Origin of the sequence: Frankia gtarii, assembly GCF_025403375.1 — a bacterium.
Classification (GTDB): domain Bacteria; phylum Actinomycetota; class Actinomycetes; order Frankiales; family Frankiaceae; genus Frankia; species Frankia gtarii.
This window is the reverse complement of sequence record NZ_JAMPTM010000165.1, coordinates 1-14,568: the sequence shown is the minus strand read 5'-3', so window position 1 is coordinate 14,568 and position 14,568 is coordinate 1. Positions and strand designations below refer to the sequence as shown.

Genomic DNA, 14,568 nt, shown 5'->3' with positions numbered 1-14,568 from the left:
GTCGGAGCCCGATCGGGAGGCCCGGCTCCGGAGGTCGGGACCGGGGGCGCGGACGGCGTCCGACGAGGGTCGGGCAGGCCGCCAGCCCACGGCCCGGCCCCGGAGTGGTCGGGTTGTCGCTCGCCCGGGGCCGGTCCCATGCGGTCGGGGGACGGGCCCCAGGGTGCCACCACGGGGCGCCCGTCCGGGCCGGTTCGCCCACCGGGCGAGGGTGGACGGGACGGCGGAGGCTGCAGCGACGGAGAAGCCGACGGGGACGGAGGAGGAGGCGGAGGAGGCGGCGACGCGGCCCAGGTCGGCGGCGGGATGGGCGTCGACACCTCGAAGTCCACGTACGCCGGTTGGTGAGCGCGAGTGGGGCCGCGCTGGCCGCCGGCCGCCGGGGATCCGTCCGGCGTCGGCTCCCCCGGCCGGGGGGTGTACGGGGTCTGCTCGACGGGGCGCGGATCCTCGGGCGGCGGATCCTCCGGCCAGCCCGAGGACCGGAGGTCCACATCGATGTCCGTCATGCTCGCTCTCCCGACCGACGACGCCGGACCGGCGCCCGCGACCCGGATGGCCGCGGGCGGAGATGACGACGACCCCACACCACGATGCAGGACCCGCCTACAGCACAACCGGCCGGGGTACCGGCACGATGAAGGAACCGCCGCGCGCGGCGTACTCCGCCTGTTGGGCGATGATCTCCTTCTTCACGTTCCAGGCCAGTAGCAGCAGGTAGTCGGGCTGGCGCTCCAACAGGACCGCGGGGTCAAGGATCGGCAGCCGCGCCCCGGGGATGTACTTGCCCTGCTTGTGGACATTGCGGTCGACCACGAAGTCGATGAGATCCGTGGTGATGGCGCTGGAGTTCAGCAGCGTCGCGCCCTTGGCCGCGGCGCCGTAGGCGGCAACCGTCTTACCGTCGGCGCGCAGTGAGCGCAGCAGCGCGACCAGCTCCTCCTGCACGGTGCGCACGTCGTCGGCGAAGGTGGCGTACCGCGCGAAGGAATCGAGGCCGCCGGCTCGCTCGGCGTCGAGCACGGCGGCGACCGACTCGGCCGGCTCTGCGGTCGCGGCGTGCTGCATGCTCCAGCGCAGCGTCCCGCCGTGCAGTTCGGGAAACTCCTGGACGCCGACGAGCGCGAGGCTGTGGCGACGCATGAGGGCGTCCACCGCGATGGTGGAAAAGTAGCAGAAGTGCTCGTGGTAGACCGTGTCGAACTCGGTGTGGGCCAGCAGGGCCCCGACGCCGGGGTTCTCGACGTCGACGAGCCCGCCGTCCGCGAGCAGGATCGAGAAGCCCTCGACGAAGCTGTTGAGGTCGGGGACATGGGCCATCACGTTGTTCGCGATGATCACGTCGGCCCGCAGGCCCTCCGCGACGAGCTGGCGGGCCAGCTCCGCGCCGAAGAACTCCTCGCGGGTCGGCACGCCGGCCTCGCGGGCCGCAGCGGCCGGACCGGGCGTCGGCTCGATGCCGAGCACCGGGATGCCCCGCTCGACGAACGCCTTGAGCAGGTAGCCGTCGTTGCTGGCCACCTCGACGACCAGGCTGTCCGGGCCGAGGTCGCGGCTGGCGATCAGGTCGATGACGTGCTTCTCGGCGTGCCGGACGAGCATGTCCGAGAACGAGGAGAAGTACGGGTAGTCCTCGTCGAAGATCTCCTTCGCGGGCAGCTCGTGGGTGAGCTGGACCAGCGCGCACGACTCGCAGAAGCCGACTTCGAGCGGGAACGAGGGGTCGGTGGCGTCGAGGGCGTCGGCGCGCACCAGGCGGTTCGCGATGGGCGTCGACCCCAGCGAAAGGAACAGCCGCGGGGTCGCACCGCCGCAGGACCGGCAGGCGGTGACCGGCGTGGCGATGCTGCCGGAGGCGGCCGGCGACTGGTTCACGTCGGCCGCGACGGTTGCGCTACCGCCCTGGGCCGGGGTTCCGGATGACATGCGCTCCCCTTGATGAGATGTCGCCGAGCGGCGTGGTGACCGCACATCCGCCGCAGGGATGTGACAGTCCGGAAACAATCTGCTTGCCACGGCACCAGGGTCAGGTGCCGTGGCACCCTCGCGGGTCGCGAGAGCACCACCCACACACCCGCCGGCGTTGAGTTTCGCAGGCCACGGGAGTGATCAGACAACGGGGGGTGGTGGCGGTGACAACGGATTCAGACCGGGGCGCCGGTGGCGCCGAAAACATGGACGGCCGGCCCGTCCGCGAGCAGCGGCCAGGCGCGGTCCTTGTCGGAGATCACCGACACCGGCAGCGGCCAGGCGATGCCGAGGCTCGGGTCGTCGAAGCGCAGCCCGCGGTCGTGTCCCGGGGTGAAGGGGACGTTCATCTGGTATGTGGCCTCGGTGGCGTCGGCCAGCGTCTGATAGCCGTGGGCGAGGCCCGCATCGATGAACAGCGCCCGGTGGTTGTCGGCGGACAGCTCGACCGCGATGTGACGCAGGTACGTCGGCGAGTCGGTCCGGGGATCGACCACGACGTCGAGCAGCGCGCCGCGGGTGCAGCGGACCAGCTTGGTCTCACGCACGGGCTCCCCGGCCCAGTGCAGGCCGCGGATCGTGCCCGCCGTGGCGTTGTAGGCGACGCTGCACTGGGCCACCTCGACGGCGAGCCCCGCGGCCGCGAACTCCTCGGCGCAGAACGTCCGGGCGAACATGCCCCGGGCGTCGGTGAACGCCTCGACGTCGACGATCCACACCCCGGCGATCGCCGTCGGGGTGACGATCACGGATGCGCCCAGAACAGGTCGGCGTCGAGCTGGCCGGTGCCGATCAGGTACTGGAGCTGCTTGAGCCGGGTGTGCCCGCGGCCGGTGAAGGTCTCCGCGTCGAGCTGGATGCGGCTGAACACCTCGTGCAGCTGCTGGGCGCCACGCAGCGCGTTCCAGTCGCAGGAGAACCCGGGCAGGGTGCTCGCGATCTTGTCGAAGGACACCCGGTAGCTGCGGTTGTCGCCGCCGTTGTCGCCGAAGCTCAGCTTGCAGCCGGTGAAGACGCCGGCGACCGCGTCGGCGATCTCCTTGACCTGGTAGTTCTGCTCGCTGTCACCCACGTTGAAGATCTGGTTGTGGACGACGTCGCGCGGCGCGGCCAGGGCGAGGCGGATCGCCTTCGCGATGTCCAGGCCGTGGACCAGCGGGCGCCAGGGAGTGCCGTCCGAGGTCATCGCGATCTCGCCGGTGGTCCAGGCGACGCCGGCGAGGTTGTTCAGCACGATGTCGAACCGCTGCCGCGGCGAGGCGCCGTAGGCGGTGGCGTTGCGCAGGAACGTCGGCGAGAACGAGTCGTCGGCCAGCGGAGCGACGTCGCGCTCCACGTAGACCTTGCACTCGGCGTACGGGGTCTGCGGGTCGACCGGCGAGGTCTCGGTGACGTCCTCGCCGGTCGCCACGCCGTAGACGCTGCACGACGACATGTAGACGAACCGCTCGACCCCGGCCTGCTTGGCGAGGTTCGCCAGCCGTACCGAGCCGAGGTGGTTGACCTTGTATGTGACGTCCGGCGCGAGCGCGCCGAGCGGGTCGTTGGACAGCTCGGCCATGTGCACCACGGCGTCGACACCGGCAAGATCGTCGACAGTGAGGTGGCGCAGGTCCTTGTCGAGGGTCAGCGGGGTCCGGTCCGTCCCGCGGTACAGCCAGCCGTACTTGTAGTAACCGGTGTCCACGCCGACGACCTCGTGGCCGTCGCGCATGAGCTCGGGCGCGAGCAGGCACCCGAGGTACCCCTCCGTGCCCGTCACGAGCACCTTCATCCGCGAGTCCTCTCCATCTCGGCCGCGGGGTGGCCCGATCGGGCCGGACGGTCCGGCCTCAAACCGTACCGACTCGGTTCCGCGGCCCGGCCGGCGACATCCCGCGGCCTGCGCCCAGGCCACCCGGCCGATGCAGCCCGCCACCGGACGCGCAAGGCCGGTTATCCACCGTCATCGCCAGCCGGCCGACCGAAGGCCATCCCCGGGAGCCGTCGAACCACTCCACCCGCCCCGGGACAGCCACGACCATCCGCATAGGTCTCGTGGCGGACAGCTCCGGCGCCCCCGGCGACCGGGCAATTGCTGGAGGTTGTTGGCCGTATCCGGGCCCGCGACCGTCATCAACCTCCAGCAGTTCGCAGCGCAACCGAAAACAGCCGGCCACGCGTTCAGGCTCCAGCCCCAGCTCGGCGATCTTGGTGTTCCGCGGAGCCGCGCCGCTCGTCCGAGCGGAGTCCGCTCGTGGGCAGCACCGCCAGGTCCATGACGCGCCCCACCGCCCCTGGCCCGGCTCGCCCTGGCGAACAGCGGCGGCCCGGAGTGCGGTGATCAGCGGGCGGGAGGGCGCATGACCCGGGCGGGGGCCGCGAAGACGGTCGCGCCCGGGGGCACGTCCGTCATGACGATCGAGCCCGGACCGATGCGGGCGTCGTCACCGATGGTGATTGCGCCGAGGAGGTGGACGCCGGGAGCGAGCTCGACCCGGGCACCGATCTTCGGCACGTCCCGCGGCGACGCCGACCCGCCGGCGTAGCCGATGGTCAGGTTGTGCCGCAGCGTGCAGTCGTCGCCGATCTCGCAGTACGGCGGGATCAGGATCGTCTGGTGATGGCCGATGTGGACCCGCCGGCCGAGCCGGGCCTTCTCGGACAGCTCGACCCCGTACAGGTTGCGGATGACCAGGTTGTTGAGCATCTTGTAGGCCACGGTGAGTGCGGCGCGCAGGGGCTGGCGCCGGGTGCGCCGCCACTGCCCGAGGCGGTAGACGGCGAGCACGTGCAGCCCCGGATGGGCGAGCGAGCCGTAATGCCGCCGAAAATCCTCCCGCAGGATCTCCCGTAGGCCCAGCTCGGATGCCTCCCGACGGTCGAGCTCGACATCGCCCTCCGCGGCCGGCGTCGGATCGGGCGTTGTCAGGGCGGCCGGCAGCGGGGCGGAAGTCGGCGGAGCGGGCGTGGCGGCGCCGTTGTTCGGGGCGGCGCCGTTGTTCGGGGCGGCGCCGTTGTTCGGGGCGGCGCCGTTGTTCGGGGCGGCGCCGTTGTTCGGGGCGGTGGCCGACGGGGCACCGTGAGCGCTGGAACCGTTGGGTGCGGTCGGGGGACTCCCGGGTTCGCGGGGCGCCGTTCCGTTGCGGGCGGCGCCGGCCTCAGTGGACACGGCTGAGCTCCTCGATGTGTTCGCGCAGGTCGCCGACGGTGGTGAAGCTGGCGAGCCGGTCGTCGGCGATCTGGATCGAGAACTCCCGCTCGACGGCGTAGATCAGGTTGATGTGCGCCAGCGAGTCCCAGCCGGGGACGTCGGCGGCGGTCATCGTGTCGGAGACGATGAGGTCGTCGTCACCGAAGATCTCCCGGAAGATCTGCTGGAGGCGATCCTGCACCGTCACCTGGGCACCTCTTCCATCCTGCGGTCCTGCGGCCGCGTCTGGGCGAACACATGGGTGGACAGCTCGGCGGATGACCCGCCCGGTTCGACCGGTGCGCCCGGCTGGTCGGTCCGGTCCCGGTCCGGGCCGGCGGCAGCGGCGGTCACGACGACGCGCATCAGGCCGGGCGTCGCATACGGCGCGTCCACGGCGCGGGACCAGTGGGTGGTGCCCGGCGCGGACGGATCGTCCGGTGCGTCCACCCAGGTGAAGCCGAGGCGTTCGTAGAGGCCGGCGACCAGGGCGTTCTTCGCCGACGGCCGGTACTCGCCGACGATCCGGACGAGCCCGCGCCGGCGTGCCTCGGCGAGGATCAGCCCGGCGACCTCGTCCTCCAGGGTCCGGCCGATCACTCGGCAGCTCATCAGCCAGGTGTCGACGGCCAGGGCGTCGTCCGCCTCGACGGCGATGACCACGGCGACGAGGCCGTGGTCGGCGAACCGGTCGGCGAGGCGGACGCAGAGCACGGCCGTGGCGGGGTCGGCGGCCAGCCGGGCGATCTCGTCGGCGCCGCGGCGCCGGCCGGTCAGGTTGAACTGGTTGGTCTTGCCGACGAGCTGGGCGACCCGGGGCAGGGTCAGCTCGTCGAGCGCGACGACGGTGGCCGTCATGTCGAGCCCCCGGTGGAACTGCTCCAGCGACGGGGCCGCGGCCTGCGCGGCGGCGAGTTCGGCGCGGGCCCGGTAGGTCGCCGTCCGGGCGGCGTCCTCGGCGGTGAGCGCCGTGGTCTCGAAGAACGGGTAGTCGGCCAGCGCCCGGACGTAGCCGTGCGGGTCGGCGGGCAGCGCGAGGACGTCGACCTCGCCGACGAGCTGGCGCACCGCCTCGCGCTCGGCCGGGTTGTCGTCGACGAAGACGAGGGAATCGAGGCCGAGGCCGAGGGCGGCGGCGATCCGGCGCAGCTGGGTCGGCTTGTCGTCCCAGCACGCGCTAAAGCACGCGATATCGTCGAGGCGCAGCCGCATGGCAGGGTGGCGCTCAAATGCCTCCCGCGCGTCGGCGTCGTTGTTCTTCGAGCAGACGGCGAGCACGACACCGCGGTTGTTCAATTCGACGACATAGTCCTGGAAGGCGGCGAAGGCCTCGCCGACGGCACCGTCGCCGAGAGCGATGCCGGCGAGCCCCTCCTCCCCCAGCACACCGCCCCACAGCGTGTTGTCGAGGTCGAGGACGAGGCACTTGCGGCTCACCCCGAGCTGCGCGCCGATCACCGCCGCGGTATGCCGGGCCAGCAGCGGCACCTGCGCGAGCGACACCGCCTGCTTGGATCGGTGCCAGTAGCGTGCGTCGAACCAGGCCCGCTTGCCGACGTCGGCGGCCAGGCGCTCGCAGTCGACCAGACCGATCCCGTCGCCGGCCGCGCGGCCTAGTTCGGCGTTGACCCGGGCGAGCAGGGTCGGGCGGGCACCGCCGGTGCGCAGCGCCAGATGCCCGAGGGCGATCTCGCCGGGAACGGCGAAGGTGTGCTGGACGACCCGGGCGCCGCAGCGGGCGCGGATCGTCTCCCACAGCGACGTCCAGCGGCGCACCTCGGCGGCGACCGCGGCGTCCGGCTCGTCGGCGACGGCCGGCAGAGCCGCCTCGCCGGCGTGCACGGCGAGCACGACCACGTCCGGCGCGAAGCTGTACAGTCCGCTGCCAGGGTCCAGAATCTCCTGACGGTACTGTCCGTAGCCGCACTCGTAGATCTCGACGGCGACCCCCGCCCGCGCGGCCGCGAGCGGCAGCAGAGCCGCGAACTGGGACGTCGTGTAGCTACCGAGGACAGCGACCCGAGCCGAGCGCGGCAGCGGCGCGGCGGCGGGCAGGCAGCGGCGCAGCACGCCGGCCGCTGCCGACCAGGCGCCGAGGTCGCCGTCGGTGTCGGTGAGTGCCAGCGCCCAGCGCACCGCCCCGGCCGGGTCCCCGGCGCGCTCGTGCGCTACGGCGAGGTCGCGGCACAGCGCGGCGGTCGGGATCTCGCTGGCGGCGGCGAGCGCGGTCAGCTCGGCGACCCGCCCGTCGCGCGGCGGCACCTGCCGGGTCCGGTCAGGCTCGTCCCCCACACCGGCGTCCCCTGGTTCGATCATCCTTGCGGCCCCCTTTCGTGGTAGCCCGTCATGGCACCCCCGCATCCGGCCGCCCAAACTCTACCCTCACGTGAGAGTTGGTTCGAACGGAACGGCGGGGAGCGCGGCGGCGATATCGACCCGATATCCGCGGCACCGACAGGAACACCTCGGACCTCTCTGCAGATATCCGGCATTTGGCGAGCCCCTGAGCCGCCCCGGAAGGCGACGACGACCACTCCGACCCGCCCGCGGCGCGCCGGCAGGTGCCCGATGCCAGGTCAACGCGGGTCGATTTATCCACTTGTCGACAACGGCCCGTACAGAACCGGCAATGTGGAAAACTGCCTCACACGGTGACACCGACCGCGCCATTTCCGCCCGGCCCACCCGTCATCCCCCTCAGCGCGCCGAGTCGCACGTCCCGGGAGGCAGGACCCCGTATGCGACACCGCGCCATGCCCCGCGGTCCCACCGGGACGCGGCCCCGCGGTCCCCGCCGGGCGGTGGCGGCCGTCCAGGCGTTCCTGGTCGGGTCCGCCCTCGGTGTGCCGCTGCTCGCCACACCAGCCCTCGCCGTACCAGCCCTCGCCGCCCCGGCCGGTGCCTCCTCTGTCGCCCCCGCACAGGGCTCGCAGTGGTACCACGCGGTGCTCGGGCTCACCCAGGCGCAGCGGATCAGCCAGGGGGCCGGGGTCGTGGTCGCGGTCATCGACGGCGGGGTGGACGCCGACCATCCCAAGCTGCAGGGCCAGGTCCTGCCCGGCGCCGGCGTCGGGCCGGACGCGGCCCCCGACGGATGGCGCGACGACGATCCCGACGGCCACGGCACCGCGATGGCAGGCCTGATCGCGGGGCGCAACGACAACGGCCGGCCGGAGGTACGCGGCATCGCTCCGGCCGCCCGGATCCTGCCCGTCTCGACCGGTGCCGAGGCGGACTCGGCGGAGGTCGCCCGCGGCATCCACCGGGCCGTCGACCTCGGCGCCGACGTCATCAACCTCTCTCTCGGCGCGGCCGGGTCGGCGACCCCCGACGAGCGCGAGGCGGTCGCCTACGCCTTCGCGCACGACGTGGTCGTAGTCGCCTCCGCCGGCAACGTGGAGACCGGCGACCACGAGATCAACTCGCCGGCGAACATCCCCGGCGTCGTCTCGGTGACCGGCTCGACTGCGCGGGGCGACTTCTGGCAGGGCTCGTCCCTGGGCTCGCGGGCCGTCATCGCCGCCCCGGCCCCGGGCATCCGGGCGCCCGTGCCGACCAGGGTCTCCCCGGATGGCCTGGACACCGGCGCCGGCACCTCGAACTCGGCCGCGATCGTCTCGGGCGTGGTCGCGCTCATTCGGTCGGCCCGGCCCGACCTGGACGCGCCCAACGTCATCGAGCGGCTCATCTACACCGCGCGGGACGCCGGCCCGCCGGGCCGTGACGTCGAGTTCGGCTTCGGCATCGTCGACCCCGCCGCGGCGCTGACCCGGCCCGTTCCGGTCGTCGGCGCCAACCCTCTGCTGGCTGCCCTGACCCGCTGGGGCCTGGCCGGCCAGCCACCCGCCGACGCGGACCGCGCCGGCGGCGGGTCGGATGCCGCCGGCGCGGCCGGCTCGGGCTCCGGCTCCGGCCGCGGCGGAGAGGCCGACTCACCGGCCGCCGCGTCGGCGGTGCCGCCGACGGCCGACGGTCGAGCGGCACCGGCCGGCGGCGGCGCCACGCCCCCGGACGCGGCCGCCAGCGCGGCCGCCGACCCCGACCGCGGGGGAGCCGCGGGTGCCGGGCCGGGCCAGGACCACGACGGCACCGCCGCGGTGGCTGCCGGTGGCGACGGCCCGGCGACCGGGGGCGCCGCCGGCCACGGATCGGGCCACCGCGGCGTCGCCCGCGTCGCGCTGGCCTGGGTCGGCGGGCTGGCCCTTGCCGTCTGGCTGGGTGGCCTGCTCGGCGTCGGCGCGCATCTACTGTCCGCCCGGCGAACCACGACAGGCCGCGGGCCGCGCGGCCACTCCTAACATGGCCACATGACACACGCGCTCCTGGACGAGCTGTCCTGGCGTGGACTCATCCACGACAGCACCGATCCCGCCGAGCTACGGGAACACCTCGACAGCGGCAGGCGGCGCTGCTACATCGGTTTCGACCCGACCGCCCCGTCGCTGACCATCGGCAACCTGCTGCCCATCACGCTGCTGATCCGGGCCGCCCGGACCGGACTCGGTGCCGTCACCCTGTTCGGGGGCGGCACCGGCCTGATCGGCGACCCATCCGGCAAGTCCGTCGAGCGCACCCTGCTCACCGCCGAGGACGTGCGGGCCAACGTGACGCGGCACCGCGAGATCATGGAGACGATCTTCGGGCGGGCGTTGGCCGCCGAGGAGATCCCCGCCTTCGTCGACAACGGCGACTGGCTCGGCGGCCTCGGCATGATCGAGTTCCTGCGAGACGTCGGCAAGCACTTCCCCGTCACCGAGATGATCAGACGGGACTCGGTCCGCCGCCGCCTCGACGACCCCGACGTCGGCCTGACCTACACCGAGTTCAGCTACTCGCTGTTGCAGGCGTACGACTACCGCCGGCTGTGCGAGGACCATGGCGTCACGCTCCAGATGGGAGCGTCGGACCAGTGGGGCAACATCGTCGCCGGGATCGACTACGTGCGCCGGGTGCTGCGGACCCAGGTGCACGGGCTGACCTGCCCGCTGCTACTGCGCGCGGACGGCACGAAGTTCGGCAAGTCGGAGAAGGGCGCGGTGTGGCTGACGGCCGACCGCACCTCGCCGTACACGCTGTACCAGTTCCTGATCAACCTGTCGGATGACGAGGCGCGACGGTTCGCGCTGTTCTTCTCACTCACCGACCGCGAGCCGCTGGAGCGGCTGTTCGCCGAGCACGCCGAGGCGCCGGGCCGCCGCGCGCTGCAGCGCCATCTCGCCCGGGAGATGACCGCGCTCATGCACGGCCAGCCCGCCGTCGACGCCGCCGAGGCGGCGTCCGCGGCGCTGTTCAGCGGTGATGTGAAGGCGATCGGGGCGGATCTGATCTCGGACGTGTTCGCCGACGTGCCGACGGTCACCGAGCCGCTGGCCCGGCTCGCGGCCGACGGCGGCTGGCCCGTCGTCGACCTTCTGCTCGCCACCGGCCTGGCCAGCAGCCGCCGAGACGCCCGCGAGCACCTCGGCAACCGCGCCGTGCTGGTCAACGGCGACCGGGTCGATGCGGTGGCCACCGTGACCGAGAAGGACCTGCTGCACGGTTCGGTGATCCTCGTCCGCCGCGGGCGCCGCGAGTGGCGAGTCGCCCGTTTCACCTAGGGGGCGGGCGGCCCGACGAGCAGCCCCTTGATGTAGGCGGCGTGCTCGTCGGCCACCGCCTTCTTACCGCGGGCGCGGGAGAGCACCGTGCGCCCGGCATATCCGGCCACGAGCATCGAGCGCATCACGTTCACCCGGGTCGGGGCATTGTGCTTGCGCAGGTAGCGGACCATGGACGCGCCGCGCATCTGGAGCATCCAGGTCTTGCCCGCGCCGCTGCCACCGGCGCCGTGCGGCACCAGCAGGTCGGTGTGCAGCTTCTGGCGCAGGCCGGCCTCGCGGATCGCCCGGCCGAGCGCCATGTCCTCGTTGTAGACGAAGAACGTCTCGTCGAAGCCGCCCAGATCGAGGAACGTGACGCGGCGCACGGCCATGCAGGCGCCGGTCAGCCACTCGGGGTTCATCGGTCGGCCGGGGGTCGGGCGCGCGAACAGCGCCGAGGTCGGTGCCACCTTGTGCGCGCCGAGGACGTGCAGCAGCACCCGCCGCGGCGTCGGCTCCCATCCGCCGTTGCCGAGCTCGGGCCTGTCGTCGTGGCCCTTCATCGTCGCGGCGCTGGTGACCAGTTCCGGGTCGGCGAGCAGGTCGTCGACGAGCACGTCGATGACGTCGACGGTGGGCCGGCTGTCCGGGTTGCCGAGGACGATGTAGTCGTACCTCGACGATCGGATGCCAATGTTCGCGGCCTTCGCGAACCCCTTGCCGCCGCCGGAGTCGAGATAGCGGGCGTTCGGCCGATCCACGAGCAGCTCGTCGACCCGGTCGACGCCGTTGGCGTTGTCGATGACCACCACCGGCATGTCCAGCGGCAGCGTGGCGAACAGTTCCTCAAGTTGTTCCCGGCTGTGATAGCTGACCAGCACGAGCTCGTACTGCCACGTGGACCGCTTGGGTTGGTCGACCGACACGGCGGCACGCTCCTCACTACGTGTGTTCACGACTACGTGTGTTCACGCAAGATTTCGATGCACCGTACGGCCTCGGCTGCCGACGGTACTTGTCTGCGGGCCTCGGTTCAGCTGCCGGCCGACGTCAGCGCACTGGCCGAGGTGGCCGGGCCCACCGCGTCGGTTCCCTCCGGCGCACCGGCGCCGGAGGGCGGGGCGACCGGCTGGCGATCCGGCTTCGGCCACACGGCCGGACGGTCCCGGGCGGCGAAGCGGCGCACCCCGCCGAGCGCGACGGCCTGCAGGAAGAAGACCTGCGCGACCAGCCGGCTGGGCCCCGGCGGTGTCCGCCCGGTCATCAGCGCGGCGGTACTCGCCGCGCCGGCGGCGTTGCCGGCCAGGAACACCCGGGCGGCCCAGCTGTGGCGAGCGGCCGGGACGGCCATGGCGACGAGGACGACGTGCGCCACCGGCCCGAACGACGAGCGGACCAGCCGGTGCCCCCACAGCTGCGGGGTGACCGGCAACGCTCCCGGCACCAGCGTCGCCCGACGGCGCCAGAGCATGTCCAGGTTGCCGGCGACGATCCGGGTCCGCCGCTCCCACTCGCCGGTGTAGTCGGGGGCCGCCGACTCGATCGAGTACGCCTCGGGCTCGTAGACGACCCGCAACCCGCCCTCGAGGATGTCGAGGGCGAGCCAGGCGTCGTCGACCGCCGTGTCGGCGGGCAGCGGCCGGAACGCCTGGCGGCGGAAGGCCAGCATCTCGCCGACGACGCCGATCGTCGCGCCCGTCGCCGACTCGCAGCGCTTCAGCCACGACTCGAACTTCCAGTAGAAGCCCTGGGCGCCGTCCGGGTCGTCGACCTGCTTCTCGCCCGCGACCGCGCCGACGGTCTCATCGGTGAAGTGGCGGGCGGCGGCACGCAGCGCGCCGGGTGCGAGCACCGCGTTGGCGTCGGTGAGCACGACGATCTCGTGGGAGGCGGCGGCGACGCCGCGGTTGACCGCGCGAGCCTTGCCCAACCGCTCGCCGGAGGACAGCACCCGCACTCCGGTCCGGCGCGACGCCTCGGCCGTCTCCGGGTCGTCCGCGACGACGATGACCTCCATCGGCCCCGGATAGTCGGTGCCGGCAAGTTCATCCAGTTTCGTCCCGATGACCGCCGATTCCCGGTACGCGGAGACGACGACACTCAGTCCCGGCCAGATCTCGGGTTCCGGTGGTGTCGCCGGCTCCAGGCCACGGCTGCGCAGTCCGATATAAACCGGATACAGAACGTGACCGTAAACAGTTACGGCTCCGAGCGCCGCGACGGCGGCTCCTCGACCGATGGTCCGGACACCTGTCATGACTGTAACCGTAGCGTTCCACCGGCATGCCACGGCGAACGGCTCCGGGCCCGTCGGAACACACGATTGACCCCATGACGCTGCGCGGCCGTGATACGCAGCCCTGACCTGCACCGCCGTCCGATCCGCGGGGACTACTAACCAGGACGCGACGGTCCGGTCACCACGGCGACGTTGTGCGGCCACAACCACGTGTCGACATTCGGCGGGCATACGAAACCACCCGGTTTATTCACGTGCATGCGATGTCATCGTGACCGTATGGCCACGCCTTGGATTCCATCACCGGGCGACCGGGCGGACCCTCCCCCATGTGGGTGAACCCGGGTCGTTAGAGTGGGACCGGTGAGCGACTCCACGCGCTGGATCGTCGTTGTCGAGGAACCGTTTCTCCCGGCGGACGCCGGCGGCCGGGTGGAGACATTCAGCTTCCTCACCGCGGCCTCCGCTGCCGGTATTCGGATGCAGATCCTGGTTCCCTCGCGCGAGGATCTGGACATCGCCTCCTACGAGGAGGCGGTTCCCGGCTCGGCGGTGATCCGGCTGCCCCGGGACGACAGCCCACGCGCCCACCTGACGTCGAGGCCGTTCATGCACGCCTCCCGACCGGTCGGCCCGTTGCGGCGCGCCCTGGAGTCCACCCCCCCGCGGGCTGATGCGGTGATCAGTTACAGCTGCCGGTCGTCGCATCTCGGCGAGGAAATCGCCCGAATCTGGAAGCTGCCGCACCTGGTGCGCGCACACAACGTCGACTCGGAATTCTTCCGGGTGCTGGCCCGCAGCAGCTCCGGCCCCCGGGCCGTGGCCTACGAGCTCGAGTACCACAAGCTGCGCCTCGCCGAACTGGCGATGCACCACTCGCCCCTGGTCACCTGTATCGCCGACATCTCGCTGGAAGATCACCAGTGGCGGCGCACCCGGGCGAGCGTGCCCACGTTCCACCTGCCGCCGTTCCTGCCCGTGGGTGCGCTGCGGACGACTGCCTCCGCCACACCGGCCGCGGCGGCCGGCACCACCGTCGACCAGCGGCTGATCTTCGTCGGTTCGCTGGACACCCCGACGAACATCGAGGCACTGCGCTGGTTCCTCGGGGGATGCTGGCCGACGATCCGGGCCAACCATCCGAAGTCGACCTTCCAGGTGGTGGGGCGGCGCCCGGAGGACGGCCTGGCCGCATGGCTCGCCGGCTTCGACGGCGTCGAGCTGCACACCGACGTACCCAGCGTCGCCGGTTACCTCACCGCGGCGACATTGTCGGTGAACCCGATGCGTTCCGGCTCCGGCGTGAACATCAAGGCCATCGAGGCGATGGCGACCGGCATCCCGGTGGTGAGCACTCCGACCGGCAGCCGCGGGCTGGGCTGGACCCCCGGCGTCGACCTGCTGGTCGCCGACGAGCCGAGCGCCTTCGCCGCCGCCGCGTGCGAGCTGCTGGACAACCCGCAGCGAGCGGCCGAGATCGGCCTCGCCGGCCGGGCCTTCGTCCGCCGCGAGCTCGACCACGCGGCGCTGATCGGCCGCATCCAGGAGCACCTGACGCCGTCCTGAGCGACCGCCCCACCGCCGTCCGGTGACACCCGACACCCCAGCGG

Annotated in this window: 11 protein-coding genes; 3 read left to right on the top strand and 8 right to left on the bottom strand. The window is 72.4% G+C overall.

All coding sequences use genetic code 11. The annotated features are described in order from the left end of the window. Positions 1–606 precede the first annotated feature (606 nt). From NBZ83_RS21245 to NBZ83_RS21220, 6 genes are all read right to left on the bottom strand, one after another. A complete protein-coding gene (locus NBZ83_RS21245; protein ID WP_261568653.1) occupies positions 607–1,926 on the bottom strand; it encodes a class I SAM-dependent methyltransferase in 1,320 nt (439 codons plus the stop codon). Positions 1,927–2,144: 218 nt separating this feature from the next. Further along, positions 2,145–2,717 carry a dTDP-4-dehydrorhamnose 3,5-epimerase family protein gene (locus NBZ83_RS21240; protein ID WP_261568652.1) on the bottom strand — a complete coding sequence of 191 codons (573 nt, stop codon included), beginning with the start codon at positions 2,715–2,717 and terminating at the stop codon, positions 2,145–2,147. Then, on the bottom strand, positions 2,714–3,742 hold the full coding sequence (locus tag NBZ83_RS21235) for an NAD-dependent epimerase/dehydratase family protein (RefSeq protein WP_261568651.1): 1,029 nt from the start codon (positions 3,740–3,742) through the stop codon (positions 2,714–2,716). The genes NBZ83_RS21240 and NBZ83_RS21235 overlap by 4 nt, the downstream gene beginning before the upstream one ends. A 549-nt stretch (positions 3,743–4,291) precedes the next feature. Beyond that, a complete protein-coding gene (locus NBZ83_RS33415) occupies positions 4,292–5,119 on the bottom strand; it encodes a serine O-acetyltransferase (protein ID WP_261568650.1) in 828 nt (275 codons plus the stop codon). After that, positions 5,109–5,348, bottom strand: coding sequence for an acyl carrier protein (locus NBZ83_RS21225; RefSeq protein ID WP_261568649.1), 240 nt, complete (start codon positions 5,346–5,348; stop codon positions 5,109–5,111). The genes NBZ83_RS33415 and NBZ83_RS21225 overlap by 11 nt, the downstream gene beginning before the upstream one ends. Continuing rightward, a complete protein-coding gene (locus tag NBZ83_RS21220) occupies positions 5,345–7,456 on the bottom strand; it encodes an HAD-IIIC family phosphatase (protein ID WP_261575666.1) in 2,112 nt (703 codons plus the stop codon). Before NBZ83_RS21220 ends, NBZ83_RS21225 begins: the two co-directional genes overlap by 4 nt. 422 nt (positions 7,457–7,878) lie before the next feature. On the opposite strand from NBZ83_RS21220, the gene NBZ83_RS21215 reads away from it, so the two are divergent. Then, complete coding sequence (locus tag NBZ83_RS21215) at positions 7,879–9,438, top strand: S8 family serine peptidase (RefSeq protein WP_261575665.1); 1,560 nt, start codon at positions 7,879–7,881, stop codon at positions 9,436–9,438. Between the two features lie 9 nt (positions 9,439–9,447). Beyond that, the gene (gene tyrS, locus NBZ83_RS21210) at positions 9,448–10,737 is read left to right on the top strand and encodes a tyrosine--tRNA ligase (protein WP_261568646.1); all 1,290 of its coding nucleotides are present in this window, start codon (positions 9,448–9,450) and stop codon (positions 10,735–10,737) included. Here the strand turns inward: tyrS and NBZ83_RS21205 are convergent. Both NBZ83_RS21205 and NBZ83_RS21200 read right to left on the bottom strand, forming a co-directional pair. Next, complete coding sequence (locus NBZ83_RS21205) at positions 10,734–11,645, bottom strand: glycosyltransferase (RefSeq protein WP_261575664.1); 912 nt, start codon at positions 11,643–11,645, stop codon at positions 10,734–10,736. The two genes, tyrS and NBZ83_RS21205, sit on opposite strands and share 4 nt — an antisense overlap. 107 nt (positions 11,646–11,752) lie before the next feature. Beyond that, positions 11,753–12,976, bottom strand: coding sequence for a glycosyltransferase family 2 protein (locus NBZ83_RS21200; RefSeq protein WP_261575663.1), 1,224 nt, complete (start codon positions 12,974–12,976; stop codon positions 11,753–11,755). 345 nt (positions 12,977–13,321) lie between these two features. On the opposite strand from NBZ83_RS21200, the gene NBZ83_RS21195 reads away from it, so the two are divergent. After that, a complete protein-coding gene (locus tag NBZ83_RS21195; protein ID WP_261568643.1) occupies positions 13,322–14,524 on the top strand; it encodes a glycosyltransferase in 1,203 nt (400 codons plus the stop codon). Positions 14,525–14,568 lie beyond the last annotated feature (44 nt).